The following is a 22575-nucleotide window of genomic DNA, read 5'->3' as shown; positions in this document are numbered from 1 at the left end:
TCCCGCTGATCACCCGCTCGACCCTGCATCCACCCATCGTCCCAAACCCGCGAATCAGGTGGGCGGACCGACACAGTTATTCAGGAGTCTCCTAGGCAGGGATCTCGCCCGAGCCGCGTCGGAGAAAGCGCACGGCGACGTCGACGGTGCGGCTGGGCCGGTCGCGGTCGAGACTTCGACCCAGTGCCAGCATCGCGGCCTGCCGACCGACTTCCTGGGCATCGCGGACCACCGCCGAGACCCCGAGGCCCGCAGACAGTTCGCTCTCGTCGAAACCGACGAAGGCGTAACCACGGCGATGGTGACGCGGTCCAGCAGGACCCCGTCGCTGATCCCGAGATTCAGGGCGATCACCGCGGTGCAGTTGACGCCTCACCCGAAATCGATCTCGGAGTCGTAGGCAACCCTGTTCGCCCGCCCAAGGTGCCCAGGGACGGGGGTGGGTCGGACGAAAGGTCGATACTCATGTGATCGCCCGATCGCCGAAGATGACGGGCCCGTGGAGAGGTGCACCGTTGCCCGCTTTCGACGATGGCTTGGCCGAAACCGTCCTGCCGACCGACACCGCGATCCAGACCGCCGTCCTGATCGTCGGGTCGGGGCCGGCGGGTTCCTCCGCCGCCCTGTTCCTCTCCACCCTGGGCATCGGAAACATCGTGATCACCAAGTATCGCTGGACGGCCAACACTCCGCGGGCACACATCACGAACCAGCGGACCATGGAGATCTTCCGCGACGTCGGCATCGAGCCGCAGGTGCTGGCAGACGCCACACCGAACGAACTCGTCGGGGACACCGTGTTCTGCACCTCGATCGCGGGCGAGGAGATCGGCCGGATCCTGACCTGGGGAACGCATCCCGCCCGCAAGGCCGACTACCAACTCGCATCACCGTCGCTGACGGTCGACATCCCGCAGTCCTACCTCGAGCCGATTCTGGTGCGCAACGCGGCCATGCGGGGTTCGCAGATCCGGTTCTCCACCGAGTACCTCTCGCACCGGCAGGATGCCGACGGGGTCGACGTGCAGGTGCGGGACCGGCTGACCGGTGCGGTGTATTCGATCCGCGCCAAGTACCTGATCGGTGCCGACGGTGCCCGCTCGGTCGTCGCCGCCGAACTCGACCTCCCGATGGAAGGCCGGATGGACATCGCCGGTTCGATGAACATCACCTTCAAGGCCGACATCTCCCGCTACGTCAGGCATCGGCCGTCAGTGCTGTACTGGGTGATCCAACCTGGTTCCAACGTCGGCGGCATCGGTGCCGGCCTGGTCAGGATGGTCCGCCCGTGGAACGAGTGGCTGATCGTCTGGGGCTACGACATCAACGGCCCGGCACCGGTTGTCGACATCACCGAAGCGACCCGTATCGTCCGGACGCTGCTGGGCATGCCCGACCTCGAGGTGGAGATCACCGGCAGCTCGCTCTGGGGCAACAACGAGATGTATGCGACGCATCTGCAGTCCGGCCGGGTGTTCTGCGCCGGTGACGCAATCCACCGGCATCCGCCGAGCAACGGTCTCGGCTCCAACACCTCGATCCAGGACTCCTACAACCTGTGCTGGAAACTGGCGGCGGTCCTGAAGGGTTGGGCCGATCCGTCGGTGCTCGACACCTATTCGGACGAGCGGGCCCCGGTCGCCAAGCAGATCGTGTTGCGCGCCAACCAGTCCGGTCGGGAGTTCGGTCAGCTCTTCGACGCTTTGGGGGTGAGCACGGCCGTCGACGAAACGGAGATGATCCAGCGGATCGAGGAGCGGAAGGCCAACACCCCGGCCGGGGCGGCCAAGCGTCTCGCCATCGCGGAAGCCATGGAGATCAAGAACTACGAGTTCAATGCCCACGGCGTGGAACTCGGTCAGTTCTACGAATCCGCCGCGGTCGTGTCCGACGGTTCCGAGAGGCCAGTGCCCAAACGAGATCCGGAGCTGTACTACCAGCCGTCCACGGTGCCGGGGTCACGTCTCCCGCATGCCTGGGTGGGGGACCACACCCGCAAGCTCTCCACCCACGACCTGGCCCCGATCAGCAGGTTCACCCTCCTCACCGGCATCACCGGTGAGAAGTGGGTGCAGGCGGCGGAGCAGGTGGCCGCTGATCTCGGGGTGCCGCTGGTGGCCGTCGTCATCGGCCCTGGGCGGCCGGTCACCGATCTCTACTTCGACTGGGCTCGCCTTCGTGAGGTACGGGAGGACGGCGCCGTCCTGGTCCGCCCGGACAAGCACATCGGCTGGCGGGCTGCGCAGCTGCCGCAAAACCCGGTAGATGCGCTCCGCGCGGCGATGGCGGCCATTCTCGGTCGGGTGGCGATCTGATGATCACGTCAGACGATCCAGCGGGCCAGGCGGGCGATTCGGAGATCTCGGTCGAGCAGCGGGCACGGGAGGACGAACTGGTGGAAAGGGTGGTCGCCTCGTTCGCCAATGCTCCGGATCCTCGGCTCCGCCAGATCACCACCGCATTGACCCGGCATCTGCACGCGTTCCTGCGGGAGGTCCGCCTGACCGGCGCCGAGTGGGAGTCCGGCATCGAGTTCCTCGCTGCGGCAGGGCACATCACCGATGCTCGCCGCCAGGAGTTCGTCCTGCTCTCCGACGTTCTCGGCGCCTCGATGCAGACGATCGCGATCAACAACGTCGCGGTGGGCGACGCCACCGAGGCCACCGTCTTCGGTCCGTTCTTCGTGGAGGGAGCCCCGCTCATCGAGAACGGTGGCGACCTGGCCGGCGATGCGCCCGGTGAACCATGCTGGGTGGAGGGGGTCGTGCGCGACGTCGTCGGTAACCCGGTGCCGGGGGCCAGGATCGAGGTGTGGGAGGCCGACGAGGACGGGTTCTACGACGTCCAGTACGAGGACACCAGGACTGCTGGAAGGGCCCACTTGTTCTCCGATGCGCAGGGCGAGTTCCGTTTCTGGGCCATCACGCCGACCCCCTACCCGATTCCAGCCGACGGACCGGTCGGAGCGATGCTCGCCGCAACCGGACGGTCACCGCTCCGCGCCTCGCACCTCCACTTCATGGTCACCGCAACAGGTCTGCGCACCCTGGTCACCCACATCTTCGTGCGTGGTGACGAATTGCTGGACCGCGACAGTGTTTTCGGCGTCAAGGAGTCGCTCGTCAAGGACTTCCGCGGTCAGGAACCGGGGACGCCGACGCCGGACGGCCGAGCGGTGGACGGGACCTGGTCGCGGGTTCGGTTCGACATCGTGCTGGCCCCCGCGGACGCGTAAGAGGGCGGTCACCGGCTTCCCGGGGACACCGCGCGCCCGCCCTGGGAGCATCATGGAGACTCCCGAGGCTTCCGCTCGAATTCGACCCCTGATCAAGGAGATCTGATGACCACCACCCTGTCGCCGGCCCACACCGCCCTACTGGCCACCGTGCCCATCGGGACGTCGATGGTCGTCACCACGGAGGTGACGTACGAGTCAGAAGGTACGACCCTGGTCGGTTACCTCGCGGTCGACAGTGCTCTGGAGGGCGCTCGCCCAGGTGTTCTGGTGATCCACGATTGGCTCGGGGTCGGGGAGTACGTCCGGGTGCGATGCCAGATGCTGGCCAGGATGGGATTTGTCGCCTTCGCACCCGACATCTACGGCAAGGGCGTGCGTCCTGGTCCGGCAGAGGCTCCGGCCGTGGCCGGCTCGTTCTACGGGAATCCTTCCCTGATGCGGAGCCGCGTCCTCGCCGGCCTCGACGAGTTGCGGGCGCAGCCACAACTGGACCAGGACAGAGTGGCCGCGATCGGCTACTGCTTCGGCGGATCGGTGGCTCTGGCGCTTGCGGCCACCGGAGCGGACATCGCCGGCGTGGTCAGCTTCCACGGGGGACTCTCCCCGGTGTCCGTCGAGGACGCGGCTGGAATCAAGGCAGGAATCCTGGTGCTCACCGGGGCCGCCGACCCGGTGGTGCCGGACGAGGCCGTGTTGGCCTTCGAGAACTCGCTGCGGGCCGCTCCTGACGTCGACTGGCAGGTGGTGTCCTACGCCGGCGCGATGCATGCCTTCACACTGCCGGAGGTAGCAGCTCCGGAACAGGGCGCCAATTATCAGCCCCTGGCCGAACGACGCTCCTGGACTGCCATGCAGAATTTTTTCGACGAAATCTTCACGAAAGCCGTTTGACACGCCTTGGTCCATTGGATCGTCGGATGCAGACCGAATCTCAGGAAATTCGGCTGACCGGGGACGTTGCGGCGGCGGCTCGGGCGCCGACCGCCTCGATGATCCCGTCGGCCCAGGCCAGCGCCCCGATCCTCGGTCTCGTGCCCATTCCCAGATCTCCGGCCACGTCGTCCAGGGATGCGAAATGCTTGTTACGCCTCTTGTTGTGGATGGCTATTGCGGCAGCGGCGCGATCGGGGGTGAACATGGTGTCAGCTTGCGCTCTGCGAAGGCGCAAAGTGTTGATACTGCAAGCCTTACACTCGAATGCCCGATTGATGAACGTCGCATGAATTCGAAGCGCCGGATGTTCCGAGCGCCTGCGTGTGTAAGGATCAGCGGATGCGGACGGTCTACGAGGCAGCGGGTGCCTATCACGGACTCCGGTTGCTGGCGGCGGCCTGGCATCGCCGGGTGATGGTCGACGAGATCGTGAGCCATGCATTCAGTCATGGATTTCGTGCCGATCACAGCGATCGATTGGCCGCGTATTGGAGCGAGGCACTCGGTGGTCCGCCGGCCTTCTCTGTGTTCGACGTGGACGAAACGGACGTGGTGCGACTCCACAGCGGAAATGGTCGGCACGAGGTGATGGACCGCCGGGCCATCGATTGTTTCGACCGTGCCCTCGAAGACGTGGGTCTGGCCGGCGACGAAGAACTCGCGCGTGTCCTCCATGACTACTTCGCCTGGGTCACAACCACCACGATGTCTCGATTTCACCGGTCCGCCGCCGAGGTCCCCGAAGGCCTTTCCATTCCTCGGTGGTCCTGGGACGGGCTGCAGTAGCGAGCGGTCCGCACCGCAGGTCTAAGCCGCCTGGTGGATGGTGATGGCGTAGCCATCGAGATCACGGAATACGAAAGTCAGTCCGAACGGTCCCTGGAACGGTGCCGTCAGGATCGTGACGCCGGTGGCCGCCAACTCGTCGTGCAGTGCCTGTGCATCGCCAGAGGCCATCCACAGAGCAATCCCGAGCCCAGTCGGGCCGCTCTCCAGATCCGTTCCCGGCAGCGGATTCCGGACGGCGAACGACACCGGCGACGTCGCGAAGACGACCGCCCCGGGCGGCGACTGGGGTGCGCGGGACAGTCCGAGGCGGGATTCGTAGAACGTCGCTGCGGCCTCGACATCTCGGACTTGAAGGGCCAGGAAGCTGGGGCCGGTCACGGTGCTGGTCACGGTGCATCTCCTCGTGGATCGATGACCTCTCGACTTCGTCAAGAACTTGACGTCCCCGACGTTACGTCAAGCAGTTGACAACAGTCAACCCGGGCATCCCGCGGTGGACTTCTTCGGCCCGGGTCCAGCAGAGATCGCACAGCGCAGCTACTACGACCCGAAGACGCACGGCCTGGACCCCGCCACGCCATCCCCGGATGCGCAGGCGGCAATGGTTGCCGATCGCGCCTGCCTCGCCGTCCATGGCGTCTCCGGGATGACCGACAGTGCTCTGGCCCAACGGCTTGCCGCCGTCCGGACACCAACCCTCTCCAGCAGAGGTCGAGTTGGGTAGCCTGCGGATCGGACTGCAGACGAGGCGTAGCAGACCGTTCTCAAAATCATCGCGATTGGTAAGGACCGATGACGGAACAATGACGACCTGACCATTTCTCTGGAATTGACGCACAGCGCGGCGTTCACTTCCGACGGGGCCACCTGGACCACTTCACGATCCGCCCCGGACATCCTGGAGACACCATGCGCATACGCCTGGGACTTGCCTACGCCGCCGTCGTCGCTGCCGGACTGAGTGTGCTCGGAGGGACCGCTGCGGCGTCGACCCCGCACTCCTCGTCCTCGGTCGTCGGGCACGCGTACGTCAACGACAATGCCGTCGGTACCAACACCATCGCGGTCTTCGATCGGCATGCGGACGGATCGCTGAGTCCAACGCCGGGCTCCCCGGTCCCCACCGGTGGTGCCGGTCTCGGGGCCGGCCTCGGCTCGCAGGGCGCCATCCAGGTCAGCCCGAACGGACGGTTCCTACTGGCGGTCGACGCCGGCAGCAATCAGATCTCGGTGCTGCGTCTCACTGCGAACGGAACTCCGGTAGCGGTCGGAGAACCGGTCTCCTCGAGGGGCGTGAAACCGGTCAGCATCGCCATCAATCGTTTCGGTCTTGTGTACGTGGCGAATGTCGGCGACGGTGGCAGCAACTATGCCGGATTCTTCCTCACGCCGGCCGGCCGCCTGATCCCGCTGCCGTACACCACGGTCCCCGTCCCCGAGGGGTCCGGCGTCGGCGACGTACTGTTCAACTCCACCGGCGACCGACTGGTCGGGACCCGCGACAACCCCTCGCTGATCGACAGCTTCACCGTCCGCCCCGACGGCCGCCTCGTCCCCGCGCAGGGTTCGCCCCTTCCCGGCCCAGAGCCTGGGGCCGATCGGAGCCGAGTTCCGTCCGACCGATCCGTCTCAGCTCTACGTGAGCAACGCCCACGCGGGCGCTGGTCTGGGAACGGTCTCGGCTTTCCAGGTGAGCCGTCGCGGCCTGCTGAGCTCCATCGGCGACTCACCGGTCCCGGACTTCCAGACCGCTCCCTGCTGGGTCGAGATCAGCCACGACGGCAGGTACCTCTTCGCCGTGAACACCGCGTCCGCCAACCTGTCCCGCTATGCGATCGCCCGTGATGGTTCGCTGAGCCTGCTGGGGACCACGCCGTTCGTCAATGGAACGGGCGCCGTTGACGCCCGGCTGTCACCGGACGGCAGTTTCCTGTTCGTGACCGGTGGTCGGGGACTCGTCGTCAGTTCGTTCGCCGTCAATGGGGGAGAGGTCACCGAACTGCCGGGTTCGCCGACGCCGCTGCCGTCCGGCACCGCTCCGACCGGAATCGTGGTGCTCTGAACGGATCTCGTTCCTGATGCGGAACCCGGACGCCTGCCACCGGCAGGCGTCCGGGTTCCATGCACTCCGATCAGTGCCCGCTGAGCATTTTCAGCATCGTGTCGTAGTTGCCGTCGGCCTCCGCGAAACGCAATGTCTTGACCCGCTCTACACAGATCTGGGTGGCGTCGGGGTCGTCGGCGAGAATGGTCATCACTTCGGACAGGTACTCGTCCAGCGGCATGGAATTGGGGTCGTTCTCCTGACCGAGCAGAGTGGTCTGCACGGCCGGAGGGATGAGTTCCATGATCTGCACGGGCTTTTCGGCCAACTGGACCCGCAGGCTCTCGGTGAACGAATGGATCGCCGATTTGGTCGCGTTGTAGGTCGGCGTGACGGGAAGCGGGACGAATGCCAGTCCCGACGACACGTTCATGATCACCGCGTGGTCTTTCCCGGTCAGGAGCGGCATGAAGGCACTGATCATGCGGATGGGGCCCAGCAGGTTGGTGGTGACGGTCGTCTCGGCGATGGCCAGGAACGACGGATCCAGGAGATTCTCCGTCTGCATCACCCCGGCCATGTTGATCAACACGTTCAGTTCCGGGTACCGGCTGGTGACCCGCCGATGGACAGCGGTGATCGAGTCCGGGTCGGCCACATCGAGGACCTCGGAGTCGATCCCGTCGTTCTCGGCGACGATCTTCGCCAGCAGATCTTCCCGTCGTCCTGCGACGATCACCTTGTTGCCGGCGGCATGGAACCGCTGCGCCAGTCCAAGTCCGATGCCGGAGGTACCGCCGGTGATCAGGATCGTGTTGCCCGTCATCCTCATTTGTTGCTCCTCTTCGTTGCCGGGGCCGTTCGGCCCCACACCGACCACTGTGCCGAGGTTTCTCGGAAGCGGGAGAGGAGGGTTCCTCCAGGGAGTGGCACTCCAGGGATCACCGGAACCCGGGATCAGCGCCGGCCCGGATCGGTCTCGTGCTCGCCGACCGTCAGACGTTGGGTGCCGATCACCGACAGAAGATCGAGCTTTTCAGCGTCCACACTGCCCGGGATTGCGGTGAAGATCAGCAACATCTGGGCGTCGTTCTCGTTGATCAGCAGCTGGCAGTCCAGTTCGATCTCGCCCAGTTCCGGATGCACCAGCGTCTTGTGCTGGGCCGCTTTCACCGACACTTCGTGCCGGGCCCAGATCTCGGCGAATTCGCTGCTGGACTTGAGCAGAGCCTCGGCGACCCTGCCTCCGATCGGCGGCGAACCGGCTCGACCGATCGCCGCGCGCATCTGGGCGACCTGCAGTCGGCTCTGGTATCCGTGATCGCGTTCCGGGTACTTGAGGCGTTCGGCCGGGTCGGTGAACCACCGGTAGACGGCGACTCCTGCCAGCCCGGTGAAGTGCGTCTGCTCGCCCAGGAGCGCCACCGCCATTGGGTTCTGGACGAGGGTCTCGTTCAGCTCGCTGATCACCATCGCGGGGGTGTCGTGCAGACGGTCGAGTACCCGCATCAGTGCCGGGCTCACGTGCCCGGACCGGATCACCCGCGCGGGCGCGGTGTGGCCAGCCATCCGGAACAGGTGATCCCGTTCGTCCAGGGTCAGCCGCAGCCCGCGCGCCAAGGCCGCCAACATCTGCTCGGAGGGGCGGGAGCCGCGTTGTTGTTCCAGACGGAGGTAGGTATCGGTCGACATCCCTGACAGCGCTGCGACTTCCTCTCGTCGCAGACCCAAGGTCCGCCGGCGGGGTCCGGTGGGGAGACCGACGTCTTCCGGTGTCAGCGCCTCACGTCGGCGACGGAGGAAGTCGGCCAGTTCGGTGCGTTCCATGTCCCCATCATCGACGACAGAGAACCCGGCATCCAGGGAGTGGCTCTCCCCGCGGACCGGGAGGATGGGCCGCACAGGCGGACGCTCTCCCCTCCTGGAGTGTCCGCCTGTGCGGCCCTGGTGCGTACTGCGGCTGTCCGCCGGGTCGGGGTGGGAGCAGCGAAACCAGGTCGGGGGTTCGGCCTCCCGTCGATCACCACGGAGCAGCTAGCCCGTCAGTCCTCTCAGTTCTTCCGGCGCTGCAATATGACGGAGTGATCTGAGTCACGTCATCCGTCGGTCCGTGGTCTGTCCGGGACAACCCGTTTGAGAGGATGTTGCTCGGGCGGCCGAGGCTGACGGACCCGGCCTGACGACATTCCCGGACCGTCCGAGGGAGGGACCGAACCGCATGGATGCTGTGGAAGGTCCGGACCGGTTGTGGGCCCTCGTGCAATCGGGAGATGCCGACGCCTTCGCCCGGGTGTACGACCTCCACGCGGGGCGGATCTTCAACCATTGCTACCGCCGGATCCTGTCCCGCCAGGACGCCGAGGATCTGACGGCGGAGGTCTTCGCCCTCGCCTGGCGCAAGCGCACCGAGATCCGGCTCGTCGATCAGGTCGGCGGGCTGCCGTGGTTGCTGGTCACGGCCAACCACCTGATGCATCGTCATCGGTTGTCAGCGGTGCGGTCCCGCGCGCTCCGGTCCCGGATCCCGGCGCAGGAACCCGGCCCGGACCACGCCGGGATGATCGTCGAGCGGATCGACGATGACCACACCCTGGCCCTGATCGCCTCGGTCCTTGGAACCCTTTCCAGGCGGGACCGCGACGTCGTGCAGCTGTGCGTGATCGAAGGACTCACGCCTACCCAGGTGGCAACCGCGTCGGGTGAGCCCGCGAGTTCGGTGCGGTCTCGTCTCTCCCGGGCGCTGGCCAAGGCGCGTCGGGAGTACCGGGTCCGGCTCGATGCCGCGGCCACCCTGCCCACCGGGAGAGTGTCCGAATGAGCGAGGACTTCGACAAGGTCGCCGCCGCGCTGCCCGAGCTGGAGTTGAGCTCCGCAGTACGGCAACGCCACCTGGCCGCGTTCGTCCTGCTGACCCAACCGACAGCAACCGCGCAGTCCACGACGACCACCCGGCCGCCACGGACCGTGCAGCTCGCACGGCCCCGGCGCAGGTTGACGCTGGGGATCGCGGCCGGGGTGGTGGCCGGGGCCCTCGGGTTCGGGGCGGCGGCCAGTCTCGGCGTCTTCGACGCACCGGTCACCGACCGCGGGACCGCCCACTGCTACACGACCGCCGACCTCGGCCGCGCCGACAACCACAACGACTTCGGGGTCGCGGTCAGTCCCGATGATCCGGATGCGATCGCCGACGCCGCGGAGCAGGCGACGGCCATCTGCTCGAGTCAGTGGGCCATCGGCCGTTTCAGCACGGCCACCGCGACCTTCCCCGTCTCCGCGTCCGGGCCGGCGGACCATCCGGTCCCGCCCCTGGTGGCCTGTGTCCTGAGCAACGGCGAGGTGGCGATCTTCCCGGGTCCGCCGAGGACGTGCGCGTCGATCGGTCTGGCCAACGCTATTCTCTAGCGGCGAGAGTCGAGGCAGGCGAGTCGGTGATCGCGCTCCGAGTGGTCCGGGGAGGAACCTTGTTCAGCAGAGGCGTCGCCGTTGTCGGCGTGGTCCTGGCGGCACTGCTGGCCCCCTTCTCCATCGCGCACGCGGGGCCGAGGACCGATCTGTTGGGCGGCGGTCCCGGCATCTTCTGCGTCATGTTCCTGCCAACGGGCGTCCACCGCTGCGTGGACAGCCCGGCCGATCTGGTCCGAGCCCGCAGCGCCGTCATTCCGTCCCGGACGTCGGTCGAGGAGAACGGGGCGGTACGGGGGACGAACGCGGTTTTTCACATCGCGACCATCTGGGACAACGCCGGATACGACTCGAAGCGTGGCTCCTACGAGTTCTACGCCGGCGCCGACTGCACGCCGAGCAAGGGCGACATCAACTGGCAGAACCAGAATCTCGGATCCATTGGGTGGTCCAACCGGGTCTCCTCGTTCCAGTCGTACGGGAACTGCCAGACCCAGGTCTTCGCCGGCCTGACATTCACCGGGTTGATCTTTCCCGTCGGCGGGTTCCTGACGGCCAGCATCAACGTAGGTCCCACGATGAACGACAACGCCGAATCGATCAGGTGGTCCTGAAGTAGCCCAGTTCGAATCCCGGTACCGCCCCCGATGGGCCGAACGAGTGGTGACCGACCGTGCAAGAAACACCGGGTGGTAGTGAATTTTCACACTCACTTCTCATATTAAGCTGATCTGGTGCGTTGATTCTGCTGCGCTGCGTGACGACGAAACTCGGGCGTAACGCGGCTGGCGCACCATGTCGCCTTGGACGATGCCCTGGTCTGACGGGTGTCGGCACCTTCGGCAGAGGCGCCGACGTCCTGCGGTCCGGTTGATCAACAGAAGGTTTGAGGATTTCGATGGTCTCGTTGCACGCCAGGAGAACGCGGAAGTTCCAGCGTCTCGTGCTTCCCGTCCTCCTGGTCGCCGCTGCGCTCGCCGTGTGGACACCAGCGGCGAGCGCCGACAACGGGCAGATCGGTTACGACAATCTCCGGACGGCCTGGGACCCGAACGAGGCCGCGCTGTCGCCGGCCAACGTGTCGGCCACCGACTTCGGTCAACTGTTCTCGACCGTTGTCGACGGGCAGGTCTACGCCGCGCCCTTGGTCGTCGGCAACACCCTGGTCGCGGCGACCGAGAACAACAAGGTCTACGGCATGAACAAGGTCACCGGCGCCATCAGCTGGACCAGGGACCTCGGACCCGCCTGGCCGGCTTCCGCCATCGGATGTGGGGACCTCGTGCCCAACATCGGCGTGACGTCCACCCCGGTGTACGACCCGTCGACGCAGACCATCTATCTGACCTCCAAGGTCAACGACGGTGCCGACGTCAACAACCCCCACTGGTACATGCACGCGCTGAACGCGGCGACCGGAGCCGAGCGCGCGGGTTGGCCGGTGACCATCCAGGGCACTCCGACCAACAGCCCCGGCAAGCCGTTCAACCCGAAGACCGCAATGCAGCGCCCTGGTCTGCTACTGCTGAACGGCGTGGTCTACGCCGGGTTCGCCAGCCACTGCGACTACGGCCCCTACGTGGGTTACGTGATCGGCGTGAAGACCAGCACCGCCTCCGTCTCGACGCTCTGGTCGACCGTCGCGGGCAGCGCCACCGGCGAGTCCGGCATCTGGCAGTCCGGCGGTGGCCTGATCTCCGACGGTGCCGGCCGCATCCTGTTCGCCACCGGTAACGGGTCGTCACCGGCCCCCGGTCCCGGTGCGGGCGGCACCAAGCTCGGAGAATCCGTCGTCCGGCTCCAGGTCGGCACGGACGGATCGCTCACCGCGGCCGACTACTTCTCGCCCGCCAACAACACCGGCCTCAACACCAATGACACCGATTTCGGTTCGGGGGCGCCGCTGGCGATCCCAGACGGGTTCGGTACGGCGGCCCATCCGCATCTGCTGGTCCAGATCGGCAAGGACGGACGACTCTTCCTCCTCGACCGGGACAACCTCGGTGGCACCGCGCAGGGGCCCGGCGGGACCGACGCGGTGGTCAGCCAGAGCGGTCCGTTCCACGGCGTCTGGGGCCACCCGGCGTTCTGGGGGGGCAGCGGCGGCTATGTCTACACCGTCGAGAACGGCAGCTATCTGCGAGCCTTCACCATCACCCAGAATGCCTCCGGCGTACCGGTTCTCGTGTCGGCGGGCAACAGCCCCGACAACTTCGGATACACCTCGGGATCTCCCGTCGTCTCCTCCTCCGGGACCACACCCGGTTCGGCGCTGGTCTGGGTCGAGTGGAGCCAGGGCCCGTCCGGCGGCAACGCACAGCTGCGGGCCTACGACGCGGTTCCGCAGAACGGGGTCATGAAGCTCCGTTATTCGGCGCCGATCGGCGTCGCGTCCAAGTTCGCCTCCCCGACGACCGACAGCGGTCGGGCTTATGTCGGCACCCGTGACGGCCACGTGATCGGATTCGGCCGCCCGGCGACCTCGCCGTTGACCGGTGCGCCGGTCAACTTCGGATCGGTGGCCGTGGGTACGACGGCCAAGGCGACGCTCACCCTGACGGCGACCAAAGCGCTCACCGTCAACGGCGTGAGCACCGCGGCTCCGTTCGGGGCGACCCTGACCGGTGGCGCCCAGACGCTGGCCGCCGGTGCCACGATTGCGATCCCGGTAATCTTCACCCCCACGACGACGGGCGGGACCAGCGGGACGGTCACCGTCACGACTACCGCTGGCGATGTCGGCTTCGACCTGGCCGGGGTCGGAACGCAGAACGGTCTGAGCGCAAACCCGGCCGCCGTCGGTTTCGGGACGATCGCGACAGGCAGCAGGAAACTACTTTCCGTCAATATCGAGAACACCGGGACATCGGCGGCGACCATCACCGGCACCACCCTCTCTGCCGCGCCGTTCACGGTGACCCTGCCGGCCAACGGAACGGTGATCCAGCCGGGTGCATCGGTGGCCGCTTCGGTCAGCTATGCACCGACAGTAGCCAGAGCTGATTCCAGTTCGTTCACGGTGACCGGGTCGACCGGAGCGGTGACGGTTGCGTTGACTGGAAGTGCGGTGTCCGGATCTTCGAACTTGGATCTGGCCCCCAACCCGTTGGTCTACGGCCCGGTGTTGATCGGTACCTCCAGCACCAAGACGTTCATCCTGAGCAACACCGGCAACATCAACCTGACCGTCACCAAGGCAGCACCTCCCACCGCACCGTACGAGACGCCGAATCCACTGCCCGAGGGGCAGGGCATCGAAGGCGGGGCGGATGTGAGCCAGGACGTCACGTTCCGGCCGACGGCGGCCGGACAGGCCATCGGGCAGTACCTCTTCGGCAGTGACGACGGACAGGGCCCGAAAGCCGAGGCGGTACAGGGTGTCGGCGCAGTGGCGGGCAACTTCGTCTCCAGTGCCGCCAGTCGATGCATGGATGTTCGTGGAGGGACTGCCACATCCGGCACACCCGTTCAGATCTACGACTGCAACGCCACCGGCGGGCAGATCTGGACGTACGGTGCCGACGGCTCGGTCCGGGCGCTGAAGCTGTGCCTTGACGCTGTCAACAACGGCGGCACGGTCGGCACCCTCGTGCAGCTGTACGCCTGCAACGGAACTGCCGCGCAGAGCTGGAGTGTCACCACCACGACGATCAGGAACACGGCGTCCGGTCTCTGCGTGGCTCCGGTGGGCCTGGCCACCACCAACAGCGTTCGGCTCCAACTGTCCACCTGCAACGCGTCGGCGGCGCAGACCTGGACCTCCCCGCAGCGCACCGGCACGGTGGTCGGTAGCGCGTCCGGCAAGTGTCTGGACGTCAAGGGTGGGGTGACCGCCAACGGGACCGCAGTGCAGCTCTTCGATTGCAACGGCACCGGCGCGCAGAGCTGGACGATCGCCAGAGGCGGAGCGGTGACGGCCTACGGGAAGTGCCTCGACGTGAAGTCGGCCGGGACGGCCGCCGGCACACCGGTGGATCTGTACGTGTGCAACGGAACCGCGGCCCAGCAGTGGAAGCTGCAGGCCGGGGGAGTCCTGGTGAACCCGGCCTCCGGACGGTGTCTGGCACCGGCGGCACTGGGCAAGGTCAACGGGACGCTCGCCCAGATCTCGAACTGCACGGCTGATGCGTCGCAGAAGTGGCTGCTGAACTGATCGGCCTCCGGCCGAAGACCGGACCGCAGTCCTTGTGATCAGATCGGAGACGTGTCGCCGGGCGGCGCTGTGCCGGCATTGCCCGGCCACGTTCCGTCGATCGTGACATCTGCATGTGCAGCGGTGTTCTCGCGCTTGAACAGGGCGCTCTCCTGTCCGGCCCAGCGTTCCCAGTGGGGTCGGTAGGCCTCGCCGTCCCGGTCGAGGCCGCGCTCCATCCGCAAGGCGTCCGGCGCATGGACCCAGACGATGGACGCGAGATACGGCCGGCACGCGCGGGAACCGGCGCCGACCCCCTCCACGATCAGGACCGGGTCGCCGAGCAGGGGCAGCTCGACGTCATGCCAATCGTCGTAACGTCCGGCGTTCCAGTCGTACCGGTGGTAGCGCGGGGGACGACCCGATGCCAGCGGCTGCAGAATCCACGCCACCGTCAGCGGCACCACCTCGTCGAGGCCGTCCCATCCCGGATAGAGATCGTCCAGATGCACCACGACACACGATCTTCCAAGCGCGCAGAGGGCCACCCTCAGTTGCTCGGCGAAGGTCGTCTTGCCGGCGCCACTGGGGCCGTCGATCGCCACCACGACGGTCGAACCGGCACGGGGCGCAGCGGCAGCCACCAGGCGGGCGACCTCCTCGCTCGAGCTCATGGCATTCGAGGTTACCCGGGCCGGAACGGGTTTCGTCGGTCGATAGGGGTGGAAAGGAACGTCTGTCGGCCGTCATCGCGTCGGTCGAGACGAACTGGAAGGCCTGACGTGCCCGACGAGAAGAGCCTGGACCACCGTCAACACGACATCGTCGATCAATCGGCCGCGGTGCGGGACCCGGCCGACGACTCCGGCGAGGCGGACGATCCCACGGCTCTGGTCGAGGTCTACCCGAAGGCGTTCGACGAGAAGATCGCCGAAGCCGAAGACGCGATCTCGAAGGAGTCATCCGGCTGAGGCCGGGTGGCTCTCTCGACGGGCGGCGGTGCGGGCTCGATCCGCGGTCAGGAGAAGCGTGCCGCCAACGCCTCGAGCGTCTTGGTGATGCCATGGGCGTTGGCGACGGGCTGCTGGAAGATCTCCAGTAGTTTCGGTGCCTTCGAGCCGGTGTAGTCGAAGGTCTCGGTCACATCGGTACTTCCGGGTACGGTTTCCGCGAGCTCCCAGCGCCACCGATGCCCCATCGGGTGCTGCCACTCCACGAGCCGGCCTTCCTCGAAGGCCGTGACGGTGGAGGTGATCTTGTAGGGGAATCCGAACTGCTTCATCCCGACGCTGAACTTCGCGCCGGTACTGAGACGATCCGGCCCCGACACCGGGGTGTCGCGCACGGTTCCGGAGCCGTCGAGTTCCGGATGGCGGTGCGGATCGGCCACCAGCGCGAAGATGTCGGCGGCCGGCGCCCTGACGGTCACTCTCCTGGTCACCTGACGTGCGCCCGTATCGACTGATGTCACCACTGATTCCGCCATGGCTGGACAGTATCCGGGTGATCACCCCGCGAAACGGACGAATCCTGGGGTGCGCGACCTGGACCGGACGCCGGCCATCGAACACCGAAACGAATCCCGATGGTCAGACCGGGGACGGCGCCCCCTCGAGGACGAGATCCGCACCGCGGGTGAAGTCGTCGTCGGCGTCGTCGGTGAGAACGCCGACGGTGACACCGTCCTTGACGTACCAGATGGTCGTTCCGCCGTTTTCGTGCCGGACCGCGATCGACTGGTCGAACCCGTCACCCCATGCCTTGTATTTCAGGGTGTGGCTGCCGATCTGGGAGAAGAACCCCGGCGCATCTCCCCACTCCGCGGTGTCGCCCGTCGCCGTGGTGGCGGCGACCTTGCCCATCTGTTCGGCGTTCGCCCAGTGCTCCACCACGAGATGACGGCCGGCCGTGGTGTTGAAGGCGAGCGCAACGTCGCCGACCGCGAACAGACCGGCGACCGACGTGCGCATCTGCTGGTCGACCACGACCCGTCCGTTCCGGATGTCGGCGCCGGCCTGCTCGGCCAGTTCGACCCGCGGCGAGATGCCCACTGCGGCGACCACCAGGTCGGCGAGAAGTGATGTGCCGTCGGATAGTTCGACGATGCTGCCGTCCTTGACGTCCACGACCTCGGTTTCGCCGTGGAAGGTCACACCCGCGTCCGTCAGGAACTTCGTAATCAGATCGGCAGCGTCCGGGCCCAGCCTGTTCAGCTGCGGGCGTTCCTCGGTGGAGACCATGGTCACCGAGATACCGCGGGCCGCAAGAGAAGCAGCCACCTCACACCCGACGAAGCCAGACCCGACGACAACCGCGGAAGTCGCTGACTGCGCCTGGTCCCGGATGCCGCGGGCCTGCGCCAGCCATCGCAGGACGGGCACCTTCTCGCCTCCGGTGACGGGCAACGTATTCGGTTCACCGCCGGTGGCCAGAATGCAGTTCTGGTAGGTGAACTCGCGTCCGGCACGGGTGCGGATCGAGCGAGTTCCGGCGTCCAGCGACACCACGGAATCATCGAGCAGCAGTTCGTCGTCGCCGACGGTGTAGAACTCCACGCTGTCAAACGAGAGTTCGTCCTCCCCGGATTCGCCGCGGAGGTAGCCCTTCGACAGCGGCGGCCGACGGTAGGGCGCGGCTTCATCTTCCGAGATGAGCACGACCGGACCCTTGCCGCCTGCTTCTCGGTAGGCGGCGAAGGCTGCGTGGCCGGCGTGTCCGCCGCCGACGATGACCAGATCGACGTCCGTCATCGCCGGGCTCCCTTCGCGGTGGCTGCGTGCTCGGCGGTGGCTGCGTGCTCGGCGTTGGCTGCGTGCTCGGCGTTGGCTGCGTGCGTGAAATTGGCCGTGGACCCGGGGTCCGAGATGCTGAGATCGGTCATGAAGGTGCAGTTCCCATCGGGGGACTCCTCCGAAACGTCGACCGGCGAAGCGGCTGCTGCTGCTGCGGCAACCACAGATGCGGAGGGATCGATCGGTTGGCGCAGCGCGGCGCCGTTGGTCAGGCAGTCGGGAGATGGTCCTCGATCCGGGCGCGCCGGAAGGGGGAGAGGGCGCGGGCGAGACCGACAGCAGCCATCCCGCCGGCCACGATCCAGAGAGCCGTCCGGTACCCGATCGCGTCCGCGAGCAGGCCGCCCAACGGGGCCGAGATCACGAACATCGCGCGATTGATGGAACGAATGGTGGCGTTCATCCTTCCCTGCAGATGATCTGGCGTGATGGTCTGGCGATAACCCATGTCGTTGGAGTTCTCGGCACCCATGCACACTCCGAGGACGAACTGTCCGGCACCGAGCAGCAGCCAGGCGAGAGTGCCTCCGTGTGCGGAGGCCATCAGGACGTAGGCCAGGGGTGTGACGGCTCCGCAGCCGACGATGGTCCACCCGGTCCCGAACCGGCGTCCCAGCCGGGCAGCCACGAGACTCCCGGCCAGGCCTCCGATCCCGGCCAAGGACAGCGCCACGCCGAGGCCGAACGGACCGAGGCCGAACGGACCGAGGCCGATGGTGCTCAGGACCTACGGGGCGAGAACGGCGCCGGCAATCCCGGTGAAGAAGAACCAGGTGTGGCCGGTGAGGGCGAGCGGGCCGAGCATCCGGTGCCGGTAGACCCAGCGAAGGCCCTCGCCGATCTCGGCCAGGATCGGCGCCCGACGGGTGTGGTCGGGTGCCGGCTCCTCGACGCGGATGGTGAGTAGGACCAGCCCCGACGCCAGGTACGACACCGCGTCCACCAGGACCGTCCATGGCGCTCCGACGAGCGACACGAGACCCCCACCCAGTGCCGGACCGCCGGTCTGGGCCACCGCCGAACTCTGGTCGATCGCCGCGTGCGCTCTCGTCAACAGCGGCGACGGGACGATCCGAGGCAGGAACGACTGGGAGGCGGCGTCCCCCGTCAGGTTGAACAGTCCGAAGACGGCCATGAACAGTGCCAGGACGGGGACCGTGAGTTGACCGCCGAAGGCCAGGGCCGGCACTACGACGAGCAGGGTCCCCCGCACGAAATCGGAGGCGATCAGGACCGGCCGCCGCCGGACCCGATCGACGAATACCCCCGCCAACAGGCCGAAGAGCATGTACGCAACCACCGGGCGGCATTGACCACGCCCGTGTCGATTGCCGTGCCGTGCAGGTCGATCACCACCAGCGCGCTGATCGCCACCGAGGTGAAGTACGTGCCGAACTCGGACACCGACGATGCCAACCAGAACCGGGCGTACCCCGGTACCGCGCTGAGAGAGTCTGTCATCCCCTTCGACATGACCCATCTCCATCACGACGCGTGGACGGGTGAGGGCATCGTCACACCGGTCGAGATGAGCCGCAGGATCGGTCTTCGCAGCGAGGGTTCGGCATCAACTTGCACCCGATCGAACCAGAGCAATTCGACCGGCGTTGCCGAACGTACGGTGTGTCGGTAACTGGCCGGTTCAAACGGGTCACGCTCGCCGAAAACCCTTGTCGGCAAACAGGGACGACCTGTCGTCCAGCCGATCACAACCCGGTTGGAGCAGCAAGTCGGCACTATCCTGGGACCTGCAGCGCGAAGAGGCGTGGTCCCGAAGACTGACCGGAAATGCCCACCGGCCTGCTGATCCGCCCGTTCGGCCCGTGCGGTCGCGCACTTCTTGAAAGTTGCCGAATGTGGTGAGAACCGTCCGTTCGACCCCGCGACATGCCATGCGCCGTCGATCGCGGATCCTCGTCTCCGGAGTTGCGCTGCTGGCGGTGCTCGCCGCAACGATTCTCGGCCGGCCGGCCGGCGCCTCCTCGGTGTTCGTCTCGCCCACCGCGGGCGGGTCCGCCGCGGTGGGGCCGGATGCCTCCCGGGAGGCTGCCGCAGAGGTGTCGGTCGACGACTCCGATCCGACGGTGCGGTACCGCGGCACCTGGACCACCGGCAAGGATGCGGGAAAGTACGGAGGCGGCGACCACTACACCGATGAGCGCGGCGCGTCGGCCGAGTTGACCTTCACGGCCACATCGGTCAGCGTCAGAGGAGCGCGTGCCCCATGGCACGGGGATCTGACCGTCAGCATCGATGGTGGCGCTGCTACGACGATCTCGGCCTATGCAGCCAACCGCAGCGACGATGTCGAACTGTTCGGGACCTCGGGGCTGGCCGGCGGGTCACACACCATCGAGGTGGTTGCCTCCGGCGGCGGCGATCACGGCGCAGTCGTCGCGCTGGACCGTTTCGTCGTCGGCAGCACCACGCCGGGGACACCCAAGCTGTCTACTCCTCCTGCCCCGTCGGCACCCACCGCGCCGTCTACTGTCTCGGTGCCGGTTCTGCCCGCCGCGCCGACCGAGCCGGCTTCGCCGGTCGCCATCGATGACGACGAGTTCTCCTACCAGGGTCCGTGGTCCACCAGCCGGGGCTCCGCGAAGCTCGGGGGCGGCGATCACTACAGCGATAGTTCCGGCGCCACTGCAACTCTCACCTTCACCGGCACCGGGGCAACGATTGTTAGCGCCACGGCACCGTGGCACGGACAGGCCACCTTCTCCGTCGATGGCGGACCTGCGCAGCCGCGCGGTCTCCAGGCGTCAACGCGAACCGATCAGCAACCGATCTTCCGGGTGACCGGCCTGACGCCGGGACGGCACACCATCATGGCCACCGTGACCGGGCAGCACAATGCGGGGTCGACCGGGACCGTTGTCAGCATCGACGGCGCCGAGGTCCAGACCGGTGCCGGCGGCTCGTCGGGGGTGACCCCGCCGCCTGCATCGTCGAGCAGTTCGGTTCCGGACCCGACCACCTCTGCCGCACCTACGACGTCCGGCGCCGTGCCGACGACGTCCAGTGCCACGCCGACTACTTCCACTGCCACGCCGACTACTTCGCCTGCGCCGACGACGTCAGCGACGTCGCCCCCGTCGAGCCCGAGCACGAGCGTCCCGACACCGACGCCGGCGACGTCGTCGTGGGTGACGAGGAACGGCAGCCGGCTCCAGCTGGACGGACAGCCCTTCCGCTTCTCCGGCGCCAACCTGTACTGGCTCGGCCTTGACGACAACCTGCGCGACAGTTCCGGTCAGCCAACGCATCCGACCCATGCACGGATCGACAACGGACTCTCCGCCGCGGTATCGGTGGGTCTGACGGTGGTTCGTTCGCACAGCATGGGGATCTCGGTCGGTTGTCCGGGTTGCATCGAGCCCACCTTGGGCGTGTTCGACGACAGCGCATTCGAGTCGGCCGACTTTGCCCTCTACCGAGCCGGGCAGCTCGGTCTCAAGATGATCATCCCGTTGACAGATCAATGGCGTTACTACCACGGCGGTATCAGTACCTTCACCGCCTGGCGGGGGTACCCGAACGATGCCGACCTGTCCGTGACCGCGGTCAACAGCAAGGCGGAACGTGCTGCGGAGTCGAACTTCTACACCGATGCCCGCGTGGTGGCCGACTTCCAGCAGTACGTGTCACATCTGCTGGACCATGTGAACCCGTACACCGGGCTGGCGTGGAAGAACGATCCGACCGTCATGGCCTGGGAGACGGGCAACGAACTGTGGACCGCGAGTCCGGGCTGGACCCAACAGATCGCTGCCTTCATCAAGCACAGCGTCGGAGCGCGAGCGCTCGTGGCCGACGGAAGCGGCGCGGACGGCATGCATGTCGCCGACGCTGCCGTCGATGCCCCGGATGTAGACATGGTCAGTGGGCACTTCTACCCGGTCGATACGGGTTGGGCCCGGTCGGATGCAGCCGTTGCGGCCGCCCACGGGAAGGTCTACTACGTGGGGGAGTACGCGTGGACCGATCTCGGCGCGTCATCGGATTTGCTGTCGGCGGCGGCGGCGGATCCGAACGTCTCGGGCGATCTGGTCTGGTCGATCCTTCCCTATCTGGAGAACGGAACGCCGGAGCAGCACGGCGATGGGTACGCCCTCTACGTTCCGGCCACCTCGGACCCCATGCGCCAGTTCACCGACCTGCTGGCCGCCCACGCGACGGTGATGTCGGGCCGCTGAGCCCTGCGGGATACCTGCTCTTCGTGGCCGCACCGCTGCTGTCGCCGCGGAGCACCTGCTTTCGCCACCGCGTACATGTGACCGTCTCGTCATACACGTGACCATCTCGTCCGCGCGGCCACCCCCTCGAGACCTCGGTTGCGTGCTGTCTCCGTGCGTGCCGGTACCAGCCAGAACAGCAGAACGTTTGTACTGGGTAGGCGCTTGAGTCAGGCTCCGAGTAGCCCGATGGCGGAGACACCCAAAGGTTCTCCTATGGGACTCTGGTCAACGTGACAGGCATCGTCTACTTGGGCTGCGGCCGTGGAGCAGCGGACGAGGCGCTGCTCTGGCACGAGATGCCTCGAAGCAATCCCCGAGTGCTCTACTGGCCGTTCGCTCTCACGGGGCGGATGCTCGCTGGTGCGCACGATTGGCTGAGCAGATCACTGAACCAGCTGGGCGAGCGAGTAGATCTGTCGACGTGGGCTTCGCTTGATGGTCGCGATCCATCTGACCTGATGTCCTTCGATCTCCTTTTTGTCGGTGGCGGCAACACATTTCGGCTTCTACATCACATTCGCAAGCACGGATTCGTCCAACCGGTCCGAGACTCCGTTGCATCCGGCGTTTGTTACTACGGCGGCAGCGCCGGCGCCGTTCTCGCCTGCGATGACATCGCCATCGCGCGAGGCCACGATCCAAACCTGGAGAAACTGGAAGATTTGGACGGCCTCCGGCTCGTGAGCGAAATGGCCATTCTGCCTCACTACGACGATTCACAGAAAACTCACGCGCAAACGTTTTCGAGCCAGCATGAAACGCCCGTCGTTCCAATACCTGACGGAAGCGGCGTCGTAGCGTTCGACGGAGAGATGCGAAGCGTTGGTCGAGATGACGTGACGATCTTCGGCTGTGCTGGCCAATCATCTGCGATGTCGCGAAGGAAGAGAACTTGACTCAAGCAACTAGCCAGAACGTTTGTTCGGATTATATGGTATGATCTGTGCATGTGGACAACGGGGGTGGCATTCGGGCAGCACGTCGTCATGCTCATCCCCGGCGCCGCA

General features: G+C 66.5%; 23 protein-coding genes and 1 pseudogene. 14 read left to right on the top strand and 10 right to left on the bottom strand.

The window, feature by feature from the left end:
- Positions 1-515: 515 nt before the first annotated feature.
- From ABIB25_RS28295 to ABIB25_RS28285, 3 genes are all read left to right on the top strand, one after another.
- Positions 516-2315 (top strand): FAD-dependent oxidoreductase, encoded by a 1800-nt coding sequence (locus ABIB25_RS28295; protein WP_354531849.1) that lies wholly within the window; start codon positions 516-518, stop codon positions 2313-2315.
- Entirely contained in the window at positions 2315-3235 is a 921-nt protein-coding gene (locus tag ABIB25_RS28290) for a hydroxyquinol 1,2-dioxygenase (RefSeq protein WP_354531848.1), read from the top strand. Before ABIB25_RS28295 ends, ABIB25_RS28290 begins: the two co-directional genes overlap by 1 nt.
- Positions 3236-3340: 105 nt before the next feature.
- Complete coding sequence (locus tag ABIB25_RS28285; RefSeq protein WP_354531847.1) at positions 3341-4129, top strand: dienelactone hydrolase family protein; 789 nt, start codon at positions 3341-3343, stop codon at positions 4127-4129.
- A gap of 40 nt (positions 4130-4169) precedes the next feature.
- Here ABIB25_RS28285 and ABIB25_RS28280 read toward each other — a convergent pair whose 3' ends face one another.
- On the bottom strand, positions 4170-4376 hold the full coding sequence (locus ABIB25_RS28280) for a hypothetical protein (protein ID WP_354531846.1): 207 nt from the start codon (positions 4374-4376) through the stop codon (positions 4170-4172).
- A gap of 134 nt (positions 4377-4510) precedes the next feature.
- On the opposite strand from ABIB25_RS28280, the gene ABIB25_RS28275 reads away from it, so the two are divergent.
- On the top strand, positions 4511-4957 hold the full coding sequence (locus tag ABIB25_RS28275) for a globin domain-containing protein (RefSeq protein ID WP_354531845.1): 447 nt from the start codon (positions 4511-4513) through the stop codon (positions 4955-4957).
- A 21-nt stretch (positions 4958-4978) separates the two neighbouring features.
- Here the strand turns inward: ABIB25_RS28275 and ABIB25_RS28270 are convergent, their stop codons facing one another.
- Positions 4979-5350 (bottom strand): VOC family protein, encoded by a 372-nt coding sequence (locus tag ABIB25_RS28270; protein WP_354531844.1) that lies wholly within the window; start codon positions 5348-5350, stop codon positions 4979-4981.
- A 519-nt stretch (positions 5351-5869) separates the two neighbouring features.
- Here ABIB25_RS28270 and ABIB25_RS28265 point away from each other — a divergent pair.
- Together ABIB25_RS28265 and ABIB25_RS28260 are read left to right on the top strand one after the other, a co-directional pair.
- Positions 5870-6247 (top strand): annotated as a pseudogene (locus ABIB25_RS28265) (hypothetical protein); the annotation flags it as partial.
- A gap of 352 nt (positions 6248-6599) precedes the next feature.
- Positions 6600-7022, top strand: coding sequence for a beta-propeller fold lactonase family protein (locus ABIB25_RS28260; protein WP_354531843.1), 423 nt, complete (start codon positions 6600-6602; stop codon positions 7020-7022).
- Positions 7023-7092: 70 nt separating this feature from the next.
- Here ABIB25_RS28260 and ABIB25_RS28255 read toward each other — a convergent pair whose 3' ends face one another.
- On the bottom strand, positions 7093-7836 hold the full coding sequence (locus ABIB25_RS28255) for an SDR family oxidoreductase (RefSeq protein ID WP_354531842.1): 744 nt from the start codon (positions 7834-7836) through the stop codon (positions 7093-7095).
- Positions 7837-7961: 125 nt separating this feature from the next.
- On the bottom strand, positions 7962-8831 hold the full coding sequence (locus ABIB25_RS28250; RefSeq protein WP_354531841.1) for a helix-turn-helix transcriptional regulator: 870 nt from the start codon (positions 8829-8831) through the stop codon (positions 7962-7964).
- A gap of 391 nt (positions 8832-9222) precedes the next feature.
- On the opposite strand from ABIB25_RS28250, the gene ABIB25_RS28245 reads away from it, so the two are divergent.
- The 4 genes from ABIB25_RS28245 to ABIB25_RS28230 all read left to right on the top strand — a co-directional run bounded on the left by ABIB25_RS28245 (position 9223) and on the right by ABIB25_RS28230 (position 14559).
- Complete coding sequence (locus tag ABIB25_RS28245) at positions 9223-9822, top strand: RNA polymerase sigma factor (protein WP_354531840.1); 600 nt, start codon at positions 9223-9225, stop codon at positions 9820-9822.
- On the top strand, positions 9819-10406 hold the full coding sequence (locus tag ABIB25_RS28240) for a hypothetical protein (protein WP_354531839.1): 588 nt from the start codon (positions 9819-9821) through the stop codon (positions 10404-10406). The genes ABIB25_RS28245 and ABIB25_RS28240 overlap by 4 nt, the downstream gene beginning before the upstream one ends.
- Positions 10407-10465: 59 nt before the next feature.
- Positions 10466-11020, top strand: a complete 555-nt coding sequence (locus ABIB25_RS28235; protein ID WP_354531838.1) for a hypothetical protein — start codon at positions 10466-10468, stop codon at positions 11018-11020.
- A 284-nt stretch (positions 11021-11304) separates the two neighbouring features.
- Positions 11305-14559 carry a ricin-type beta-trefoil lectin domain protein gene (locus ABIB25_RS28230; RefSeq protein ID WP_354531837.1) on the top strand — a complete coding sequence of 1085 codons (3255 nt, stop codon included), beginning with the start codon at positions 11305-11307 and terminating at the stop codon, positions 14557-14559.
- Between the two features lie 38 nt (positions 14560-14597).
- Here the strand turns inward: ABIB25_RS28230 and ABIB25_RS28225 are convergent, their stop codons facing one another.
- Entirely contained in the window at positions 14598-15212 is a 615-nt protein-coding gene (locus tag ABIB25_RS28225) for a nucleoside/nucleotide kinase family protein (RefSeq protein ID WP_354531836.1), read from the bottom strand.
- Between the two features lie 108 nt (positions 15213-15320).
- Here ABIB25_RS28225 and ABIB25_RS28220 point away from each other — a divergent pair, with 108 nt between their 5' ends.
- The gene (locus tag ABIB25_RS28220) at positions 15321-15509 is read left to right on the top strand and encodes a hypothetical protein (protein WP_354531835.1); all 189 of its coding nucleotides are present in this window, start codon (positions 15321-15323) and stop codon (positions 15507-15509) included.
- Between the two features lie 47 nt (positions 15510-15556).
- On the opposite strand, the gene ABIB25_RS28215 is transcribed toward ABIB25_RS28220, so the two are convergent.
- The 5 genes from ABIB25_RS28215 to ABIB25_RS28195 form a co-directional block, all read right to left on the bottom strand.
- Positions 15557-16024, bottom strand: coding sequence for an SRPBCC family protein (locus tag ABIB25_RS28215; protein ID WP_354531834.1), 468 nt, complete (start codon positions 16022-16024; stop codon positions 15557-15559).
- Between the two features lie 103 nt (positions 16025-16127).
- Positions 16128-17288 (bottom strand): NAD(P)/FAD-dependent oxidoreductase, encoded by a 1161-nt coding sequence (locus tag ABIB25_RS28210; RefSeq protein WP_354531833.1) that lies wholly within the window; start codon positions 17286-17288, stop codon positions 16128-16130.
- Positions 17285-17419: a hypothetical protein gene (locus ABIB25_RS28205; protein WP_354531832.1), complete on the bottom strand. Its 135-nt coding sequence runs from the start codon at positions 17417-17419 to the stop codon at positions 17285-17287. Before ABIB25_RS28205 ends, ABIB25_RS28210 begins: the two co-directional genes overlap by 4 nt.
- Before the next feature lie 119 nt (positions 17420-17538).
- Entirely contained in the window at positions 17539-18003 is a 465-nt protein-coding gene (locus ABIB25_RS28200) for an MFS transporter (protein ID WP_502919925.1), read from the bottom strand.
- A gap of 54 nt (positions 18004-18057) precedes the next feature.
- The gene (locus ABIB25_RS28195) at positions 18058-18603 is read right to left on the bottom strand and encodes an MFS transporter (RefSeq protein ID WP_354531850.1); all 546 of its coding nucleotides are present in this window, start codon (positions 18601-18603) and stop codon (positions 18058-18060) included.
- Between ABIB25_RS28195 and ABIB25_RS28190 the strand changes: the two genes are divergently transcribed.
- From ABIB25_RS28190 to ABIB25_RS28180, 3 genes are all read left to right on the top strand, one after another.
- On the top strand, positions 18493-18963 hold the full coding sequence (locus ABIB25_RS28190) for a hypothetical protein (protein ID WP_354531852.1): 471 nt from the start codon (positions 18493-18495) through the stop codon (positions 18961-18963). The genes ABIB25_RS28195 and ABIB25_RS28190 overlap by 111 nt on opposite strands.
- Positions 18964-19222: 259 nt before the next feature.
- Entirely contained in the window at positions 19223-21526 is a 2304-nt protein-coding gene (locus tag ABIB25_RS28185) for a hypothetical protein (RefSeq protein ID WP_354531831.1), read from the top strand.
- 272 nt (positions 21527-21798) lie between these two features.
- The gene (locus tag ABIB25_RS28180) at positions 21799-22464 is read left to right on the top strand and encodes a Type 1 glutamine amidotransferase-like domain-containing protein (protein ID WP_354531830.1); all 666 of its coding nucleotides are present in this window, start codon (positions 21799-21801) and stop codon (positions 22462-22464) included.
- Positions 22465-22575: the final 111 nt, after the last annotated feature.

It is taken from the genome of Nakamurella sp. UYEF19, from assembly GCF_040546275.1.
Lineage (GTDB): Bacteria > Actinomycetota > Actinomycetes > Mycobacteriales > Nakamurellaceae > Nakamurella.
Note: the sequence above shows the minus strand (reverse complement) of the source record. Positions and strands in the feature narration are given on the sequence as shown.

Bases quoted from the DNA above. Each gene is read 5' to 3' on its own strand.
- ABIB25_RS28275 (WP_354531845.1), top strand. From the start codon at position 4,511: ATGCGGACGGTCTACGAGGCAGCGGGTGCCTATCACGGACTCCGGTTG.
- ABIB25_RS28280 (WP_354531846.1), bottom strand. From the start codon at position 4,376: ATGTTCACCCCCGATCGCGCCGCTGCCGCAATAGCCATCCACAACAAG.
- ABIB25_RS28240 (WP_354531839.1), top strand. From the start codon at position 9,819: ATGAGCGAGGACTTCGACAAGGTCGCCGCCGCGCTGCCCGAGCTGGAG.
- ABIB25_RS28205 (WP_354531832.1), bottom strand. From the start codon at position 17,419: ATGACCGATCTCAGCATCTCGGACCCCGGGTCCACGGCCAATTTCACG.
- ABIB25_RS28230 (WP_354531837.1), top strand. From the start codon at position 11,305: ATGGTCTCGTTGCACGCCAGGAGAACGCGGAAGTTCCAGCGTCTCGTG.
- ABIB25_RS28285 (WP_354531847.1), top strand. From the start codon at position 3,341: ATGACCACCACCCTGTCGCCGGCCCACACCGCCCTACTGGCCACCGTG.
- ABIB25_RS28215 (WP_354531834.1), bottom strand. From the start codon at position 16,024: ATGGCGGAATCAGTGGTGACATCAGTCGATACGGGCGCACGTCAGGTG.
- ABIB25_RS28225 (WP_354531836.1), bottom strand. From the start codon at position 15,212: ATGAGCTCGAGCGAGGAGGTCGCCCGCCTGGTGGCTGCCGCTGCGCCC.
- ABIB25_RS28245 (WP_354531840.1), top strand. From the start codon at position 9,223: ATGGATGCTGTGGAAGGTCCGGACCGGTTGTGGGCCCTCGTGCAATCG.
- ABIB25_RS28290 (WP_354531848.1), top strand. From the start codon at position 2,315: ATGATCACGTCAGACGATCCAGCGGGCCAGGCGGGCGATTCGGAGATC.
- ABIB25_RS28250 (WP_354531841.1), bottom strand. From the start codon at position 8,831: ATGGAACGCACCGAACTGGCCGACTTCCTCCGTCGCCGACGTGAGGCG.
- ABIB25_RS28210 (WP_354531833.1), bottom strand. From the start codon at position 17,288: ATGACGGACGTCGATCTGGTCATCGTCGGCGGCGGACACGCCGGCCAC.
- ABIB25_RS28255 (WP_354531842.1), bottom strand. From the start codon at position 7,836: ATGAGGATGACGGGCAACACGATCCTGATCACCGGCGGTACCTCCGGC.
- ABIB25_RS28185 (WP_354531831.1), top strand. From the start codon at position 19,223: ATGCGCCGTCGATCGCGGATCCTCGTCTCCGGAGTTGCGCTGCTGGCG.